We start from the raw sequence: 15,188 nt of genomic DNA, 5'->3' as shown, positions 1-15,188 counted from the left end.
ATCTGATATATAGTAGGATATGGACTGTTAAATGTATTTGGTACCAGTGCTGGAAGGATAATCGTCAATGCGTCTTTATCTTGCTGATCTTGGACATAACCTCGTTACTGCCACGTCGGACACCTACCCGTTGGGTGTTGGAAATCTTGCAACCTATGCCCAGGCTCATGCAAAAAGCCCGACACCGATTGAGGTCGCGATCTTTCGTGATCCGCAGGAATTCAAAGCGGCCGTCGACACAGCTCCGCCCGATGTGGTCGGCTTTTCCAGCTATTCCTGGAACCACCATCTGGCCCTGTCCTTTGCCGACTACGTCAAGGCGGTCAATCCCAACAGCCTGACCCTGATGGGTGGTCCCAACTTTCCGCTGACCGAAGAAGAGCAGGACAGCTGGATCCGGACCATGCCGCAGATCGACATGCATGTGCGCGGCCCCACCTATGAGGGCGAGCGCGCGTTCCTCAGCACGCTGCAACGCTTCATCGATGTCGGCGCCCGACGCGAAGGCATGTGGGAAGAGGCCGTCGATGGCGCGCTTTACGTGCACCCAAAAACCGGAGAGATCCTGCGCGGGGCCGAGCCGCCCCGCATCCGCGATCTGGATGAAATCCCCTCGCCCTATCTGGCCGGGTTGATGGACAAGTTCTTTGACACCGGCCTGTTTGCACTGATGCAACTGGCACGGGGCTGCCCGTTCACCTGCGCGTTCTGCAATTCGGCGGTCAAATCGAACTCGAAGGTGTTCCGCCATTCGTTTGAACGCACCAAGGCCGATCTGGATTACGTCGTCGCCCGCATCAACCATGCCAGCCCGCTGTGCTTTGCGGATGACAATTTCGGCATGTATGTGCAGGACGAAGAGGTGGCCGATTACCTGGGCCATCTGATGGATCGGTACGACTGGCCCAAATACATCCGGACAACCACGGGCAAGAACCGCGGCGACCGGATCATCAAGGTGATGCGCAAGGCCAAGGGCCGGTTGCCGATGACCTCGTCGGTTCAGTCTCTGAATCCGGAAGTTCTGAAGAACATCAAACGCGACAATATCAGCCTGGACACCTATGCCGAGGTACAGCAGGAGCTGCATTCAAAGGGCATGCAATCCTATGGCGAGCTGATCCTGTGCATGCCCGGTGAAACCCGGGAATCCTTCATGGATGCCGTCGATCAGCTGATCGAAACCGGCGTCAGCCGGGTCGCGGCGCACCAGTTGATGCTGCTGCACGGCGCACCGCTGGCCAACCCCGACAGCCGCGAGAAATTCGGCTTCAAAACCCTCCATCGCGTGGTTGCCCGATGCCTGGGCAAATATACCGGCCCAACCGTGGTCGAGACCGAGGAAATGGTGGTCCAGTCCGAGAATTTCTCGTTCCAGGATTATCTGGACACCCGTGTTTTCCATCTGCTGCTGACGATCTTCTATTACGAAGACAATTTCGAAGAAGCCTTCCGGCTGGCGCGGTCCCGTGGCATCCGGCCCTTCCTGATCGTCAAGCATATGCAGGACATTCTCGATCAGGCCCCCAAACCCTTCCGGGATGCGGTGGCCGGTTATCTGGAGGAAAACCAGCAGGAGCTGTTTGAAACCCGCGCCGACTGCGTCGCCTGGGCGCAGGAAAATTATGACGACCTGATCAGCGGCGAATTGGGGGGCAATCTGCTCAGCAAATATTCGATGATTGGCCGGTTCATCGTGCTGGACGAAGCACTTGATTTCCTGAAACGGGCCATCAGCGACCTTCTGGACAAGGACGACCACGAAGCGCACGAGATGCTCGACACGATCATCAATTACTACAGCGCCGTGATGCTGCATGTGCCCTTCTCGGAAACCCTGGAACACGAACCCGTCTGGAGCTCGTCTTTCGATGTCGAGGCCTGGAGGAATTCGGGATATCAGGGCGTGCTGCAGGATTACCAGTTCGATGCCCCCCGCGAGTTCCAGACCCAGGTCGATCAAAGGGTGAAAACCACCTTGCTGTCACGGATCGAAACCTTCGGCGAACATGCCTCGGGGCTGGGCCGGTTTACCCGAACGATGTTCGCCAATGATTTCCGGCGCAACTTCGTGTCAGGCGAAAGCCAACACGCAGCCGAATAGGTCTGGCTTTGGGCTGGGCCTATTCGCCATCCCCCAGATAGACAACGTCGCGGCCCGGGAAGGCCGCGATGATGCCTGCGTTCTGCTCGGGGCCCATATCGCGCAGGAAAATCGGTTTGCCCTCGGGCAGGAACGGATCGTTGAGATAGAGTGCAGACCCGATATCGCCCTGTGTCGAAACAAAGACCAGAGAGTTTCCAAGCCCGGCAGCCTGCCGCCGTATGTCACCGGTATAGCCACCATACCCATTGTATTTCGACACCCCCCGCCATGGGGTGAAGCTGACAACAGACACCGCACACAGCAACAGGATGACGCAGTGCAGGCGGCCACGATGCCGTTCGGGCAGCCGGTCCCGGACGGTCTCGATCCCGGCCGCCGCCAAAGCCAGCGCCGGCAACAAAACCGTATGCCAGTAGCGCGGCCCAAGATAGAACGTGCCCGTAAACCAGTAAAAAAACAGGGCCCCCACAAGGATCGCGAACACCACCAGCATGGCCCGGTCGAACCCGGTCAGCTTTCTGCCCCATATGAACGTAATCCAGACCGGAACCAGGGACCCGAATGTCCAGCCCAGAAGTTCGTAATTGAGCGCGGCAAAACCATTGATCAGATTCAGCAGACCCTCGGCCGGGCTATGCCCGACCCAGATGTCGAGCGCGCCCCAGCTCTCGGCCGGTGGCCCTACATTGGGACCAAACCCATAGGCATTCTGCGTGTCGGGCCATAACCGGCTCAGGTAATCCGCTTGCGGGGTCAGCAGCGCGTCTCCGGTGATCATCAGGTTGAGCAGTAAAAAGACCCCACCCGACAGAACACCGCCCAAGGCGCAGGCGATCACCTGTCCGATCCCCCCCGGCAGGCGCCGCAGCAACCACAGGCCGGTCAAAACGCTTATGATCAACCCATCAAGCTGTCGGGTGACAAAGGCCCAGCCCAAAGCCAGACCTGCAACAAGCGCAAGCAAGACATCCCTGCGCGTTGATCCCTCTCCGGCTCTGAGCAGACACCACCATCCCAGCAGCACCATCACCAATGTCGTGGAATGTGCCATCAGCGTGCCCCCGACGGCGAGCACCCAGGGCGACGTGGCCATCAGCAACGCCACCAGATCGGCCCGTTCGCGACTGACGGCACGGCACACGATGCCATGCGCCAGCCAGACAGAGATCCCGGTCAGCACGGGGTTGACCAGCCACGGCACCCCGGCCAGCACACCCAGGCTCAGAACGATGGCCCAACCCTGTGCCGGCACGCCGATCCACTGATCGCCGCGAATGTCGAACAGGTAATATTCCAATGCGGGCTGCGCCGCTGCGGGGGGGGCCGGGCTTCCGAGGACGCCCGCAGCAAAGGTACGCGCCTGAAACAGATACGCCACCTCATCCTCGACATGAGGCACGCGGTCGAACGCTGCCCAGGCCAGAGCCGCGCTGGCCAGCATTGCAAAGACCGCGAGGGCAGCCACCGGAATGCGGGGTGCCCGGTCAGGCCCGGCAACTGTGAAAACGGCGACCAGCGTCGCCATCTGCACAAGGTTCAGCGCACCGCCGATCCCGATCTGCAAACCGAAGGCCAGATAGTACCCGTAAGCCACGTACGGCGTCGCAGAAACGCAAAAGGCCGCAGCCAGCCCCAGCAAAAGGATCAGCCGCCACCGTCCTGCTTCTGCCATCAGGCCCGTTATGGCCGCCCTTCCCTGCGGCCGCACAAGCACAAAGCCCGTCAACACCGTCTGCCCCGCCAGTATCGCCAGCATGATCAGGTTTTCAGGAGGGTTCGCGGAAATCTCGAGCCGTGGAAACCAAAGGGGTTGGGTCAACCACAACCGGGCCGCACTGCCCAGAAGCAGCGCCGCGCCAAGCAAGCCAAAAAGAAACTGGCCGCGCTGCCGGAAAACACCCCCCACAAGCAACGCAGCAATCACCACGGCCGCATACCAAAGGCGCAGTTCCGCCAATGTGGCATTGCTGCCCGGCAGGTCCGCAGCCCAGGCCGAGCTGCCGCACAAGGCCATCGCCCCGGCAAAGAGCCACATCACCCGACCTGAACGCATATTCATGCCATATGCTCGTCTTTGACAATCGCCGGGTCCCGTGCAGGACCTTCGATATTGATGCGTTCCTGTTCAGTGACGATCGGACCGCCCCGCACCTGATTGTGGATCGAGGTTATGTATTCCCCCAACATGCCGATAAACAGCATCTGGATACCTGACAGGAAGAACAGCGCGACGATGATTGTCGTGGTTCCCCGTGGAGCCAAATCCGGATTGAAGAAATAGAACACCACTGAAATGAGGGAAAACAGAATACAGCTGATGGCAATCACCAGACCACTCAGCGTGCAGAACCGCATTGGGGCACGTGTGAAAGAGAAGATCGCATTCAGCGCCTGATCGGTCAGCGCCATCAGATTGTGCTTGGAAACACCTCTTTTGCGGGCCCGCCACACATACGGAACGATGATGCGGCGAAACCCGCAACTGGCGATGATGCCGCGGATATAGGGGTAGTGGTCGTTATGCGACAGCACCGCATTGAGCACTTTGCGGTCAATAAGCTGGAACTCACCCACTGATGGCTCTAGCCAGACATCGGACAGCCGGTTGACGATCGTATAGAAGATGCCGCGCGCCGCGCGCATCACGATCCCCTCTTCGCGGGTGGTGCGGGCACCGGCCACCACATCGTAACCGCTTTCCCATAACTGCACGAATTCCGGGATCATGTCCGGCGGGTCCTGAAGATCCACCGGCAGGATGACGACCACGGCATCCCCTTCGGCATAACGCAACCCGTTGAAGGCGGATCGGAACACTCCAAAGTTGCGGGCGTTTACGACAACTTTCACATTCTGATCTTTTTCAGCGATCTCTCGCAGGATCTCGACAGTCCGGTCGGAGGATGCATTGTCGACAAAGATATGCTCGCACCTGTAGCCTGGCAGCTTTTCCTCAAAAATCGCTTTTACGGTTTCATAGCAATTCGCCACATTGTCTTCTTCGTTGTAGCAAGGCGAAACAATGGAAATTGTTTTGCGATTTTGTTCTAAATCTGAAGACACCAATTACCCAACCTCCAAGTTGGAAACGATTGTATCACCCGGTGCTGTATCGGATTCGCACATCGCCCAAAGTACAGGAATATTTTGCAATAACGTGCGCACACCGCCACATCTTTTGCCGATTTCACGCATTCACAACAGTCAGTTTTCTCCGACCCCTTGTTTCTTGAACATCAGTTTCATTTAGTGTGCCGGTAAATTTATCAGCTGTCAGCGTTTCAGATGACCCGAACCTTTCGCAACTGGCTATTTTCCCTGCACACCCGGCTGGGATTGCACCTGTCGATCTTCTTCGCCTTTATGTTCCTGACGGGGGCAGTGCTTGTCATCGGCATCGAGGTTGAATCCATTGCCCGGCCGGAAATCTGGACCACCATTGCCAAAGAAGACCGGACGGCCAGTTTTGCGGAAATCCATGACGGCATTAAAACCGCCCATCCCGAAAGCGCTGTATTTGTCATCGAAAAATACCCCGCCCCGTGGTTCGCAGATCGAACCTTCGGACGAACCGGCTGGGGCGAAAACATCAGCTTCTGGACTGACCCGGTGACCGGAGCAGTCGTTTACGAAACGAGGGATGGCGGGTTTCGCGACATTCTGCGCGATCTGCATGATACGTTCCTGACCACCAAACGCCCCATCTTCATCCTGATCTCGGCAACATCCGTTCTGCTGCTGTATCAGATCGTCAGCGGGCTGATTACCTACCGACGTTTCTGGAAAGGGTTTTTCCGCTGGCCCAAACGCTCCGGGGGGTTCAGATCCTGGGTCGGCGCCACGCACCGGCTAACGGCCCTTTGGGCAGCGCCGCTTCTGATCCTGATTGCAATCACCAGCTTTTATTTCATGCTCGGCGGTCTGGGAATCGAAGGCACAACCCCAAAACCTCAGCCCACTTCCCCCCGTGACACCGCCCTGCCTATCGGCTTCAGTTCCGACACCCTTGAACAGGCCGAGGCAAACGCTGTTGCCGCCTTGCCGGGCCTGGAGCCGCTTGTCATGGTGCTGCCGGGAGATCCGGCTGGCACTTTTGCCTTTGAAGGCCCCGTGGTCGGTTTTGCGAAGACGAGTGGATGGGGCAGCGTATCGGTTGATCCAGTGACCCTTGAGGTGCTCGGCGCGTTCACCCCGGATGATACCCGCGGCTTCGCACGCTGGAAGGCATTGATGAACACATTGCATTTCGGCACCTGGGGTGGTGCGTTCTCATTGGGTCTCTGGGTTCTGTCAGGCTTCGTGGCCACCGGCGTTGCCCTGACGGGCGCCTTGATCTTTGCGGCCCGGCTGGCTCCTGAGGCCGCACAATACGGCCCGATCCGGCGCATCTGGCGCGGATTGGGGCTGTCCCGCTGGATCTATCTGTTGATCGTTCTGGGTATCCTGCTGACCGCGTATCAGCGCTTTGGGCCGGGCAGCTACCCGAGAGCTGGGGTTTTCCCGACCGACGCACCTGCTGCGGTGGCCTATCTGATCCTGCCCGCACCTGTGCGCCGCGATACCCCGCTTGATGTCGAAATGCTGGTTGGGGAACCCGGCATCACTGCGGCGTCCATAGCAACAGATGGGGGGGCAGAGCAGCCCGTCGAACTGGTACGGAACGGTGAAAAGGCGCAGGCATCTTTTCGCATCACCCCCAATGACACGGCCAACCAGATCACAGCCCGTCTGACAAAACCCGATGGCACTAAAAAAACCGTCACGTTCCGACTGGGGCAACCGATATGGTAAACGAAACAACACTTCCTCTGACGAATGAGAAGGCGTTTCAGGAACGGCTCAGCATCCTGCAAATGTGCTCGTTTTTCACATTCGGAGGCGGCATTCAGCGCCACATTACCGATCTGGGCGGGTCCCTGATGGCGCATGGGCACAAGGTGATCAAGGCTGGTGCCCCCGGCGAGCTTGGCGAGACCGCGGATGGCAGTGTCTTTGTACCTTTGCAACTTGACCGGGTCAGCGACCACAGTGCGAATGGCAAACTCAACCCGGCCCTCAGAATGTACTGGCTGGTACGTTCGGCCCTGACCCTGCGCCGGGCGCTCAAGGACCATAAGGTCGATATCATCCATGCGCATGAAACCGCCCCGCTTCTGACGGCTCGTCTGGCCAGTCTGGGAATGGGAATTCCCATTGTGATGACCTATCACGGCTCGTCGCCCGACCGTCTCAACGCGGTGGCCCGCGCCTGCCGACAGCAAGCCGATCTGGCGATCTGCCCCAGCGAAACCGTCATGCAATCCCTGCTGGAACGCCAGGTCGATCCCGACAAGGCGCGGGTGATGCTTTTGGGGGTACGTCCCAACCCGCCCGCCGATCCGGCAGCTGCGGATGCCCTGCGGCGCGAACTGTTGGGCGCAGATGGCACACATCTGGTTCTGTCCTTGTCCCGTCTGGACCGCCAAAAGGGCCTCGACGCGATGATCGAAGTGGCCCGGCGTGTGCGGCAGGATCTGCCCGGTCTGCGGATCGTCGTCGGGGGCGAAGGCGTGCTGCGCGGCCAGGTCGAAGCCTGGGCCGAACAGGCCGGGGTTTCCGACATCATCCGTTTCCCCGGGGTGATCTCGGATGTCGCCACCTATCTCGCGGCCTCGGATCTTTATATGCTGACCTCCCGGTGGGAGGCCCTGCCGATTTCAATTGTCGAGGCGTTCCGCGCCGGGCTGCCGGTGATCGCCACCGATTGCGGCGGTGTGCGTGAATTGGTGGATGGCGATGTCGGGCGCCTGTGTGCGGTCGATGATCTTGATGCCCTGTCTCAGGCGCTGCGCGATCTTTGCATCGACCGCGCCGAATATGACCGGCTAAGCGCCAATGCCACGGCGCGCGGTGCAGAAGACAGGTTCTCGCCAGCCCATGTGCATAGCGGGTTTGAAAAGCTGTACCGGCAACTGGCCGGGCGGGGATAACCCCCGGTCAATCCGCCGCGCCGTTCTCGAAAGCACCAGCTTCCAAGGCATGGGCCAGATTGGCCCGCCCTGCACGATGCGCGGCCTGCGCGAAAGCCGCGCCGAACCGGCCCAATACCTGATCTTCACGCCAGAGCGTCTCAAACCCCTGCCGCGCCGCTGCTGCCATCTGATCCCGCGCGGCACCTCCGTTCTGAAAACGGCGCATGGCTGCAATCAGATCATCTTCGGTTTCGAACAGTTCCCCGCCCCCTGCCCGCTCCACGATCTCGGGGAACGGACCCAGCCGCCGGGCGATCACCGGCGTGCCCAGCCGGAAGCTTTCGATCAGGATGATGCCGAAGGTTTCATAACAGACCGAGGGCACGATCAGCCCCAGTGCGCCACGATAGTAAGCGTTCAACTCGTCCGGCGTCTTGCGGCCCAGGAATTTGATCCGGTCATTGCCTGCGGCCTGTGCCTTCAACTCATCCGCATAGTCACCATCACCCAGGATCAGCAGATCCGCGTCGGGATAGCGGTCAAAGGCCGGGAACACATCCTGCAACCCCTTGATCTTTTCCAACCGCCCGACAAACAGGAAATAGGGGCGTTCCTGCGCCGCCGGTTCCGGCAAGGCGCTCTGATCCAGGTCGGGCAGGAAATAGGGCAGCACCTGCATGTCCTGCCGCAGGCCGAATTCACGATGTTTGACGCGGCTGAATTCGCTTTTGGCAATGATCAGATCCATGTGATCCAGCGCCCGGTCCAGCGCACCGGTATACCGCCAGAGCTGCGGCGGACGTTTGTGCTGCAACACGCAGCGCAGGCACTGGCGCTCATCGCACAGCTCGCGCCCATGCCGCCACAGAACATGGGTGGGGCAGACCAACCAGTGTTCATGCGCTTCATAGATTTTCAACCCCTCGCCCATCGGCAACAGGCCGGGGCCGCCGATCAGGGATGTGTTGTTGTGCCAGATGATATCCGGCTTCCGCTCGGCCAGTAACTCGCGGATGCGGGCAGCATGGACAACCGGACGGCCCAGTTGCTGGGTCAGCAGGTTCGACATCATGCCGTTGCGGCTGCGCAGCCCGATCCGCCGCACCCCGTCAGGGGTGCCTTCGGGCTGCGGTTTGCCGCCCAGAATCAGATAGCTGTCTTCGTCATGCACCACCGTCACGTCGTGCCCGCGCGCCACTAGCGCCCGCGCCATGCGCTGAATGCCGATGGCGTCACCGCCAAAGGAATAGGGGGGATAAAATGTGGTGAACATCAAAATGCGTAACGATTTCATCTATCTCTCAATTCCTTGAGTGTCAGCCGCAGGCAGGTGCCCGCCTTGCGGCCCAAGCATCGAAACCAGCAGGCGCAGCCTGTCCCGCTGGAACAGAAAAGCCAGCAAACCATAGGCCAGAACACCCGTCACCGTACCGGCAAGTAAAAGCAAAGCCGGGGACAGGCCGTCCAGTTGCCACATGACCCCCTGCACGGCCGCCACCACCCCCCCTGACAGCAGAAGCGGCGCAAGATGCTGCCGCATCAAAGCCGGCCCGGACAGCCCGGCAATATGCCCCAGATTGGCAAATTTGAGCGGCCAGACCAGCAGAAAGACAGCCACAAAACCGGCTGTGACGACCGGCAACCCATACGGGGCCAGCACCACAATCACCCCCGCCGCCAGCGCCACCTCGACCCAGGACAGAACCGCCAGACGACCGGGCTGACCGGCCGCCAGACAAAAGGTCTGCTGCACCTTTTCGGCGCACAGATACATGCCAAACACCGACATCAGGCTCAGGACCGGAGCCGCCGGAGCCCATTTCTGACCGAACAGCAGCACCAGCGCCGGTTCCGACAGAACCGCCAGCCCGGCAAAGGCCGGAAAGGCCAGAAACCCGGTCAGGCGCATGACGTCGATCAGCAAATCCGTCGCCGGACCACCATCGCGCGCCGCCGCACCAAAGGCAGGCTGCGCCACGGTGCGCAGCGGTGTGATAATCAGGAACGAGGCGGTCTCGATCACGCGCCAGGCGATTGCATAATACCCCGCCGGAACCGGCCCCAGCATCGCGCCGATGATCACCGCAGGCGATTGCACCGCAGCCAGTTCGGCCGCGCGCAGGCCCAGAATCCGGTGACTGAAATGCAAGACCCTGCGCATGTGATCCCGCGACGCATGGAATGCCGGGCGCCAGGAGACCGCCCCCCAGGCCATCACGATATTGGTGGCTGTCATCGCCAGCCGCTGACCGACCAGGCTCCAGACCCCGTATCCGGACAGCGCCATGCCAATGCCCACGACCCCTCCGACCGCCGCGCCGAGCGCTGCACGGATGGCCAGAACACGGAACCGCATTTCCCGGCGCAGGATCGCAACCGGCACCGCCGTCAGTGAAATCATCAGCACCGTTGGGGACAATCCGATCAACAATTCGCGCGCAACCGGCTCATTGTAGAAATATGAGACCGGCCCCGCCCCCAGATACAGCGCAACCGTCAACACACACCCCAGCAGCGCCAACAGCCAGAAAACCGAGTTCAACCGCTCTGGTGACAGCGCCTCATGGGTCAGCAGAATGTCGGAAATCGTTTCACGGACCAGGAATTCAGAAAACAGCACAAAGGCTGCAACCATCGCCAGAAGACCAAAGGCCTCGACCCCTAAAATACGGGCAAGAATGGCAAAAATGATGAAATTGAACGCCTGCTCGACCCAGATACCGGCCGACATCCAGGCAACTCCGCTGCTGAAACTCTGCCGCCCTGACATCCGTTTCCTTCCTGCCGCCCAAACCCCGCCAAGTGCCGATAGACACATGGCTCAAACACTCACACCTGTTGCGCACCGTATACGTAATTACAAACTTGACGCCTTAACGGTCGAATTTGGTCAAATTTATTGTCTATGTTCAGTCTGTACGTGTTCGAATACTATACGCAATACAGGGAATTATGCCCGTCACGTTCCATGCGCCCCGCAAATCCTGCAGCGGTGGCCGGGGCAGGGATTATTGAGTGAATAAAAGGTTTTCATTTTCATGAACAAAGTCGCAGAGCCGATGGAGACGAACAGCGCCACATCCGAAGAGCTGATCGCATCGGAAACCGCCGGCATGAGCCTGAGCGTGGTCATCCCCGCGTTCAACGAGGAAAATGCCGTGCGCCACACGGTCGAGGATGTGCGCACCCACCTTGAACCGCTGGGCATTCCCTACGAAATTATCGTGGTGGACGATGCCAGCCAGGACAACACCCGCGCCGAGGCCGAGGCCAGCGGTGCCACCGTCACCTTCAACGATGTCAATTCCGGCTATGGGGCCAGCCTCAAACGCGGCGTGCGGATGGCGCAGTATGAATATGTGGCCATTCTGGACGCCGACAGCACCTATCCGGCGCGATACCTGCCGGGGATGCTGGCCATGTGCCGCGATCAGGACATGGTCGTCGGCGACCGGGGCGCCGCGATGAAAAACGTGCCGCTGCTGCGACGGCCAGCCAAGAAATTCCTGTTCGCCTTTGCCTCGTTTCTGGCCGAGCGCAAGATCAACGATCTGAATTCCGGTCTGCGCGTGTTCCGCAAATCCGAGCTGATCCCGTTCCTGCCGCTGTTGCCGCAGAACTTCTCATTCACCACCACGATCACGCTGTGCATGACCTCGAACGGCAAGCGGATGATCTATACGCCGATCGAATATGGCAAGCGGGTGGGTAAATCGAAAATCCGACCGATCGATTTCCTGAATTTCATCATCCTGATCCTGCGCATCAGCACGCTGTTCAACCCGCTGCGGGTGTTCATCCCGCTGGGTCTGGCGTTCTTCACGTTGGGCACAGTGAAGTTCATCGTCGATATCTTCTACTGGAACCTCAGCGAAACGGCAGTGTTCTCATTCCTGGCCGCGATCATGATCTGGTCGCTGGGGCTGATCGCCGACATGATCTCGCGGCTGCATCTCAGACCGTGACATGAGCGGCGGTATGCTTTCCGATCCAAATCAACGGCGCTGGCTGATCCGGGTGGCCGGGTCGGCTCTGGTGCTGGCAATCCTGTTCTGGATTCTGCCGGCCGATGCAATTGTAACAGCGCTGAGGGCGATCCCGATCTGGGTTTTCCTGTCCGTGTTCGTTCTGTTCCTGTTGGCCCATGTTGGCGCGGCCCTGAAATGGTGGCTGCTGCTGAACCGGGGGCTTTCGCCCCTGCTGGCCATCCGGGCGCATTTTGCCGGGCTGGCTGCCAACCTGTGCCTGCCCGGAGCTATTGGCGGCGATACGGTGCGGGCCGGCATGGCGCAGGCGGCGATGAAAGACGGCGCGAAGGTTGTTGCGGGCGCAACCGTTGATCGGCTGATCGACATGGTGGCGCTGCTGACCCTGTCCTGTCTGGGCCTGGTCCTGACATGGGAAAGCGCGGCGGGCGGGCATATGATCTGGCCAGTGGCGCTGATCCTGCTGGCCGCGCTGGCGGGTATGGTCGCCTTGCCGCGCCTGCTGCCCCTGCCCTGGCGCTATGTCCCGTCCCTGCCCGGCAAGGGGTTTGCCCATCGTCTGGCCGATGCACTGGCCGGGATGGGCCGCAAACCCGGCACGCTGGCAGTCGCTTTCATCGCATCTGTGCTGATCCAGTTGCTGCTGGTCCTGCTGGCCTGGTGGCTGGCCCTGGCGGCGGGTGTCGATGTGGCCGCCGGGCCATGGATCTTCGCCTGGCCGCTGGCCAAGATCATCGCCGTGCTGCCCGTGTCTTTGAACGGGCTGGGCCTGCGCGAGGCCACATTGGCCGGTTTCCTGGCCCCCTTCGGCGCCAGCGCCCCCGCTGTCGTGGCCGCCGGGCTGGTCTGGCAGGTTGTGTTGTTTACAGCGGGCGGGTTTGGCGCGCTGGTTCTGACCATGTCCGGAATGCGGTTCAGCGCCCCGGCAAATTCCCAAAAGGAAGAGTGCAAGTGACGGATGTTTCCCGACCCAATGGCGGCGGCACGCCTGAAATCATCATTCTGGGCGCCGGGCCGGCCGGTCTGGCCGCGGCCCATGCCCTGACCGGGCAGGCGAAAGTGACCGTGATCGAACGCGCGCCCAGTGCCGGGGGCAATTCGGCCTCATTCCCGATCGAGGGCGTGATCTGCGATTATGGCTCGCACCGGTTTCATCCGGCCGCAGAACCCGAGGTTCTGGCCGATGTAAAATCCCTGCTGGGCGACGATCTGCTGCTGCGCCCACGCCACGGGCGCATCCGGTTGGGCGGCAAATGGATTCACTTTCCGCTGAAACTGACCGACGCGCTGATGCGCCTGCCCAAACCCTTTGCCGCGTCGCTGATCGGCGACATGGTGCTGAAACCCTTCCGCAAGAAAAGCACGGGGCCAGAGACGTTCTCGACCGTGCTGTATGACGGGCTGGGCCCGACGATTTCGGACAATTTCTATTTCCCATACGTGCGCAAGCTGTGGGGGCTGGATCCGGACAAGCTGGCGGTGAAACTGGCGGAACGTCGGGTGGGCAGCGGCTCGGTCGGCAAGATCCTGATGAAGATGCTGCGCCTGTTGCCGGGGCTGCGCAGTGAAACGGCGGGGCGGTTCTTTTATCCGCGCAAGGGGTTCGGGCAAATCTCGGACGCGATGCGCAACAGTGCCGAGGCCAATGGCGCCACCTTCCTGTTCAATACCGAAATCACCGCCATCGAACGGGACGGCATTCGCATCACCGGGTTGACGATCCGCGACGAAGAGGGCGAGCGGCACCTGACCGGCGATCTGATCCTGTCGACCATCCCGCTGACCGGGTTGACGCGCCTGATCAGCGACCCTCCGGCAGAGGTGGTCGAGGCCGCCCGCGCCATCCGCTTCCGCGGCATGATCCTGCTGTATCTGGTGCTGGAGACAGACCAGTTCACCGAGTTCGATGCGCATTATTTCCCGGAACTGTCGATCCCGATCAGCCGCATGTCCGAGCCCAAGAACTATAACGCCAGTGGCGCGCCGAAGGGCGTCACCGTTCTGTGCGCCGAGTTGCCCTGCGACCCGGATGAAAAATGGTGGTCCATGTCCAACGAGGAGTTGGGGCAAGAATTCACCAAATGGCTGGGGCAACTGGGCCTGCCCGTCACCGTGCCGGTGCGCCGCTGCGAAACCCGGCGGCTGAGCCATGCCTATCCGGTCTACGATGTGGGCTATGAAGACCGGTTCGATACGGTTGATCAGTGGCTCTCAGATCTGGACGGATTGCTCGTATTTGGACGGCAGGGCCTGTTCGCCCATGATAATACGCACCACGCATTTGCCATGGCCTATGGCGCGGCGGATTGCATCGACGACAAGGGCAATATCGACCGCGCGAAATGGAACAGCTATCGTGAGGTCTTTGCCACCCATGTGGTGGAAGACTGACCATGCCCGCCTGGCAGGCCGATATCCTGATGTATCATTCGATCTCGGACGCGCCGGGACCAACCTCGATCGCGCCCGACATCTTTGCGGCACAGATGCGGGCGCTGGCGGCGTCCGGCCTGCCGGTGGTGACGCCGGACGCGCTGGCCAACCCGCCTGCCCCCCGTGTGGTCATCATCAGCTTCGATGACGGGTTCCAGGATTTCGCCGATACCGCCTGGCCGATCCTGCGCGAACATGGCTTCTGCCCGATCGTCTATCTGCCCTCGGGCCTGATGGGTGGCGCCGACAGCTGGGCCGGGGGCAACATCCCGCCCCGCCCGCTGATGGAATGGGACCGGATCGAAACACTGGCCGGTGAGGGGGTTTGCTTCGGGGCGCATAGTGTCAGCCATCCCGATCTGTCGACGCTGGATGCAGAGACCTTGGAGGATGAAGTCAGCGGATCCGGTCAGGATATTGCCGCCCGGCTTGGTCAACCCGTCCGGCATTTCGCCCCGCCCTATGGCGCGTCGAACCCGAATGTACGCGCACAGATCGCCCGGCACTACGACACCTCGGTCGGCACAAGGCTGGGCGTGGCAAAAGCGGGCGATGATATACACGACCTGCCGCGGCTCGAGATGTTCTATTTCACCGACATCGCCCGCTGGCAGGCTCATCTTGCCGGGCGCGGCGGGGCCTATTTGGCGGCCCGCAAACTGATGCGCGGCGTGCGAAGCGGGCTGAGCAGGGTGCTGCCCATCAACTGAG

General features: G+C 60.6%; 11 protein-coding genes. 7 read left to right on the top strand and 4 right to left on the bottom strand.

Annotated features, from left to right (window positions below):
- Positions 1–67: 67 nt before the first annotated feature.
- Positions 68–2,104: a radical SAM protein gene (locus I9184_RS19540; RefSeq protein ID WP_171637930.1), complete on the top strand. Its 2,037-nt coding sequence runs from the start codon at positions 68–70 to the stop codon at positions 2,102–2,104.
- A 19-nt stretch (positions 2,105–2,123) separates the two neighbouring features.
- Here I9184_RS19540 and I9184_RS19535 read toward each other — a convergent pair whose 3' ends face one another.
- Both I9184_RS19535 and I9184_RS19530 read right to left on the bottom strand, forming a co-directional pair.
- Complete coding sequence (locus I9184_RS19535) at positions 2,124–4,166, bottom strand: hypothetical protein (RefSeq protein WP_209835488.1); 2,043 nt, start codon at positions 4,164–4,166, stop codon at positions 2,124–2,126.
- The gene (locus I9184_RS19530) at positions 4,163–5,170 is read right to left on the bottom strand and encodes a glycosyltransferase family 2 protein (protein WP_171637934.1); all 1,008 of its coding nucleotides are present in this window, start codon (positions 5,168–5,170) and stop codon (positions 4,163–4,165) included. Before I9184_RS19530 ends, I9184_RS19535 begins: the two co-directional genes overlap by 4 nt.
- Positions 5,171–5,392: 222 nt before the next feature.
- Between I9184_RS19530 and I9184_RS19525 the strand changes: the two genes are divergently transcribed.
- Positions 5,393–6,898 (top strand): PepSY-associated TM helix domain-containing protein, encoded by a 1,506-nt coding sequence (locus I9184_RS19525; RefSeq protein ID WP_209835486.1) that lies wholly within the window; start codon positions 5,393–5,395, stop codon positions 6,896–6,898.
- Entirely contained in the window at positions 6,892–8,076 is a 1,185-nt protein-coding gene (locus tag I9184_RS19520) for a glycosyltransferase family 4 protein (protein WP_209835485.1), read from the top strand. The genes I9184_RS19525 and I9184_RS19520 overlap by 7 nt, the downstream gene beginning before the upstream one ends.
- 7 nt (positions 8,077–8,083) lie before the next feature.
- Here the strand turns inward: I9184_RS19520 and I9184_RS19515 are convergent, their stop codons facing one another.
- Together I9184_RS19515 and I9184_RS19510 are read right to left on the bottom strand one after the other, a co-directional pair.
- Positions 8,084–9,352, bottom strand: a complete 1,269-nt coding sequence (locus I9184_RS19515) for a glycosyltransferase (RefSeq protein ID WP_209835484.1) — start codon at positions 9,350–9,352, stop codon at positions 8,084–8,086.
- Complete coding sequence (locus I9184_RS19510) at positions 9,353–10,789, bottom strand: lipopolysaccharide biosynthesis protein (protein WP_209835483.1); 1,437 nt, start codon at positions 10,787–10,789, stop codon at positions 9,353–9,355. It abuts the gene before it with no gap.
- A 307-nt stretch (positions 10,790–11,096) separates the two neighbouring features.
- Between I9184_RS19510 and I9184_RS19505 the strand changes: the two genes are divergently transcribed.
- From I9184_RS19505 to I9184_RS19490, 4 genes are read left to right on the top strand one after another with little or no spacing between them, the layout of a single operon-like run.
- Positions 11,097–12,023 carry a glycosyltransferase family 2 protein gene (locus I9184_RS19505; protein WP_209835482.1) on the top strand — a complete coding sequence of 309 codons (927 nt, stop codon included), beginning with the start codon at positions 11,097–11,099 and terminating at the stop codon, positions 12,021–12,023.
- A 13-nt stretch (positions 12,024–12,036) separates the two neighbouring features.
- Positions 12,037–12,999, top strand: a complete 963-nt coding sequence (locus I9184_RS19500) for a lysylphosphatidylglycerol synthase transmembrane domain-containing protein (protein ID WP_209835481.1) — start codon at positions 12,037–12,039, stop codon at positions 12,997–12,999.
- On the top strand, positions 12,996–14,435 hold the full coding sequence (locus tag I9184_RS19495; protein WP_209835480.1) for an FAD-dependent oxidoreductase: 1,440 nt from the start codon (positions 12,996–12,998) through the stop codon (positions 14,433–14,435). Before I9184_RS19500 ends, I9184_RS19495 begins: the two co-directional genes overlap by 4 nt.
- Before the next feature lie 2 nt (positions 14,436–14,437).
- Entirely contained in the window at positions 14,438–15,187 is a 750-nt protein-coding gene (locus tag I9184_RS19490; protein WP_209835479.1) for a polysaccharide deacetylase family protein, read from the top strand.
- Position 15,188: the final 1 nt, after the last annotated feature.

Origin of the sequence: Ruegeria sp. HKCCE3926 (genome assembly GCF_017872515.1) — a bacterium.
Taxonomy (GTDB): Bacteria; Pseudomonadota; Alphaproteobacteria; order Rhodobacterales; family Rhodobacteraceae; genus Ruegeria.
Note: the sequence above shows the minus strand (reverse complement) of the source record. Positions and strands in the feature narration are given on the sequence as shown.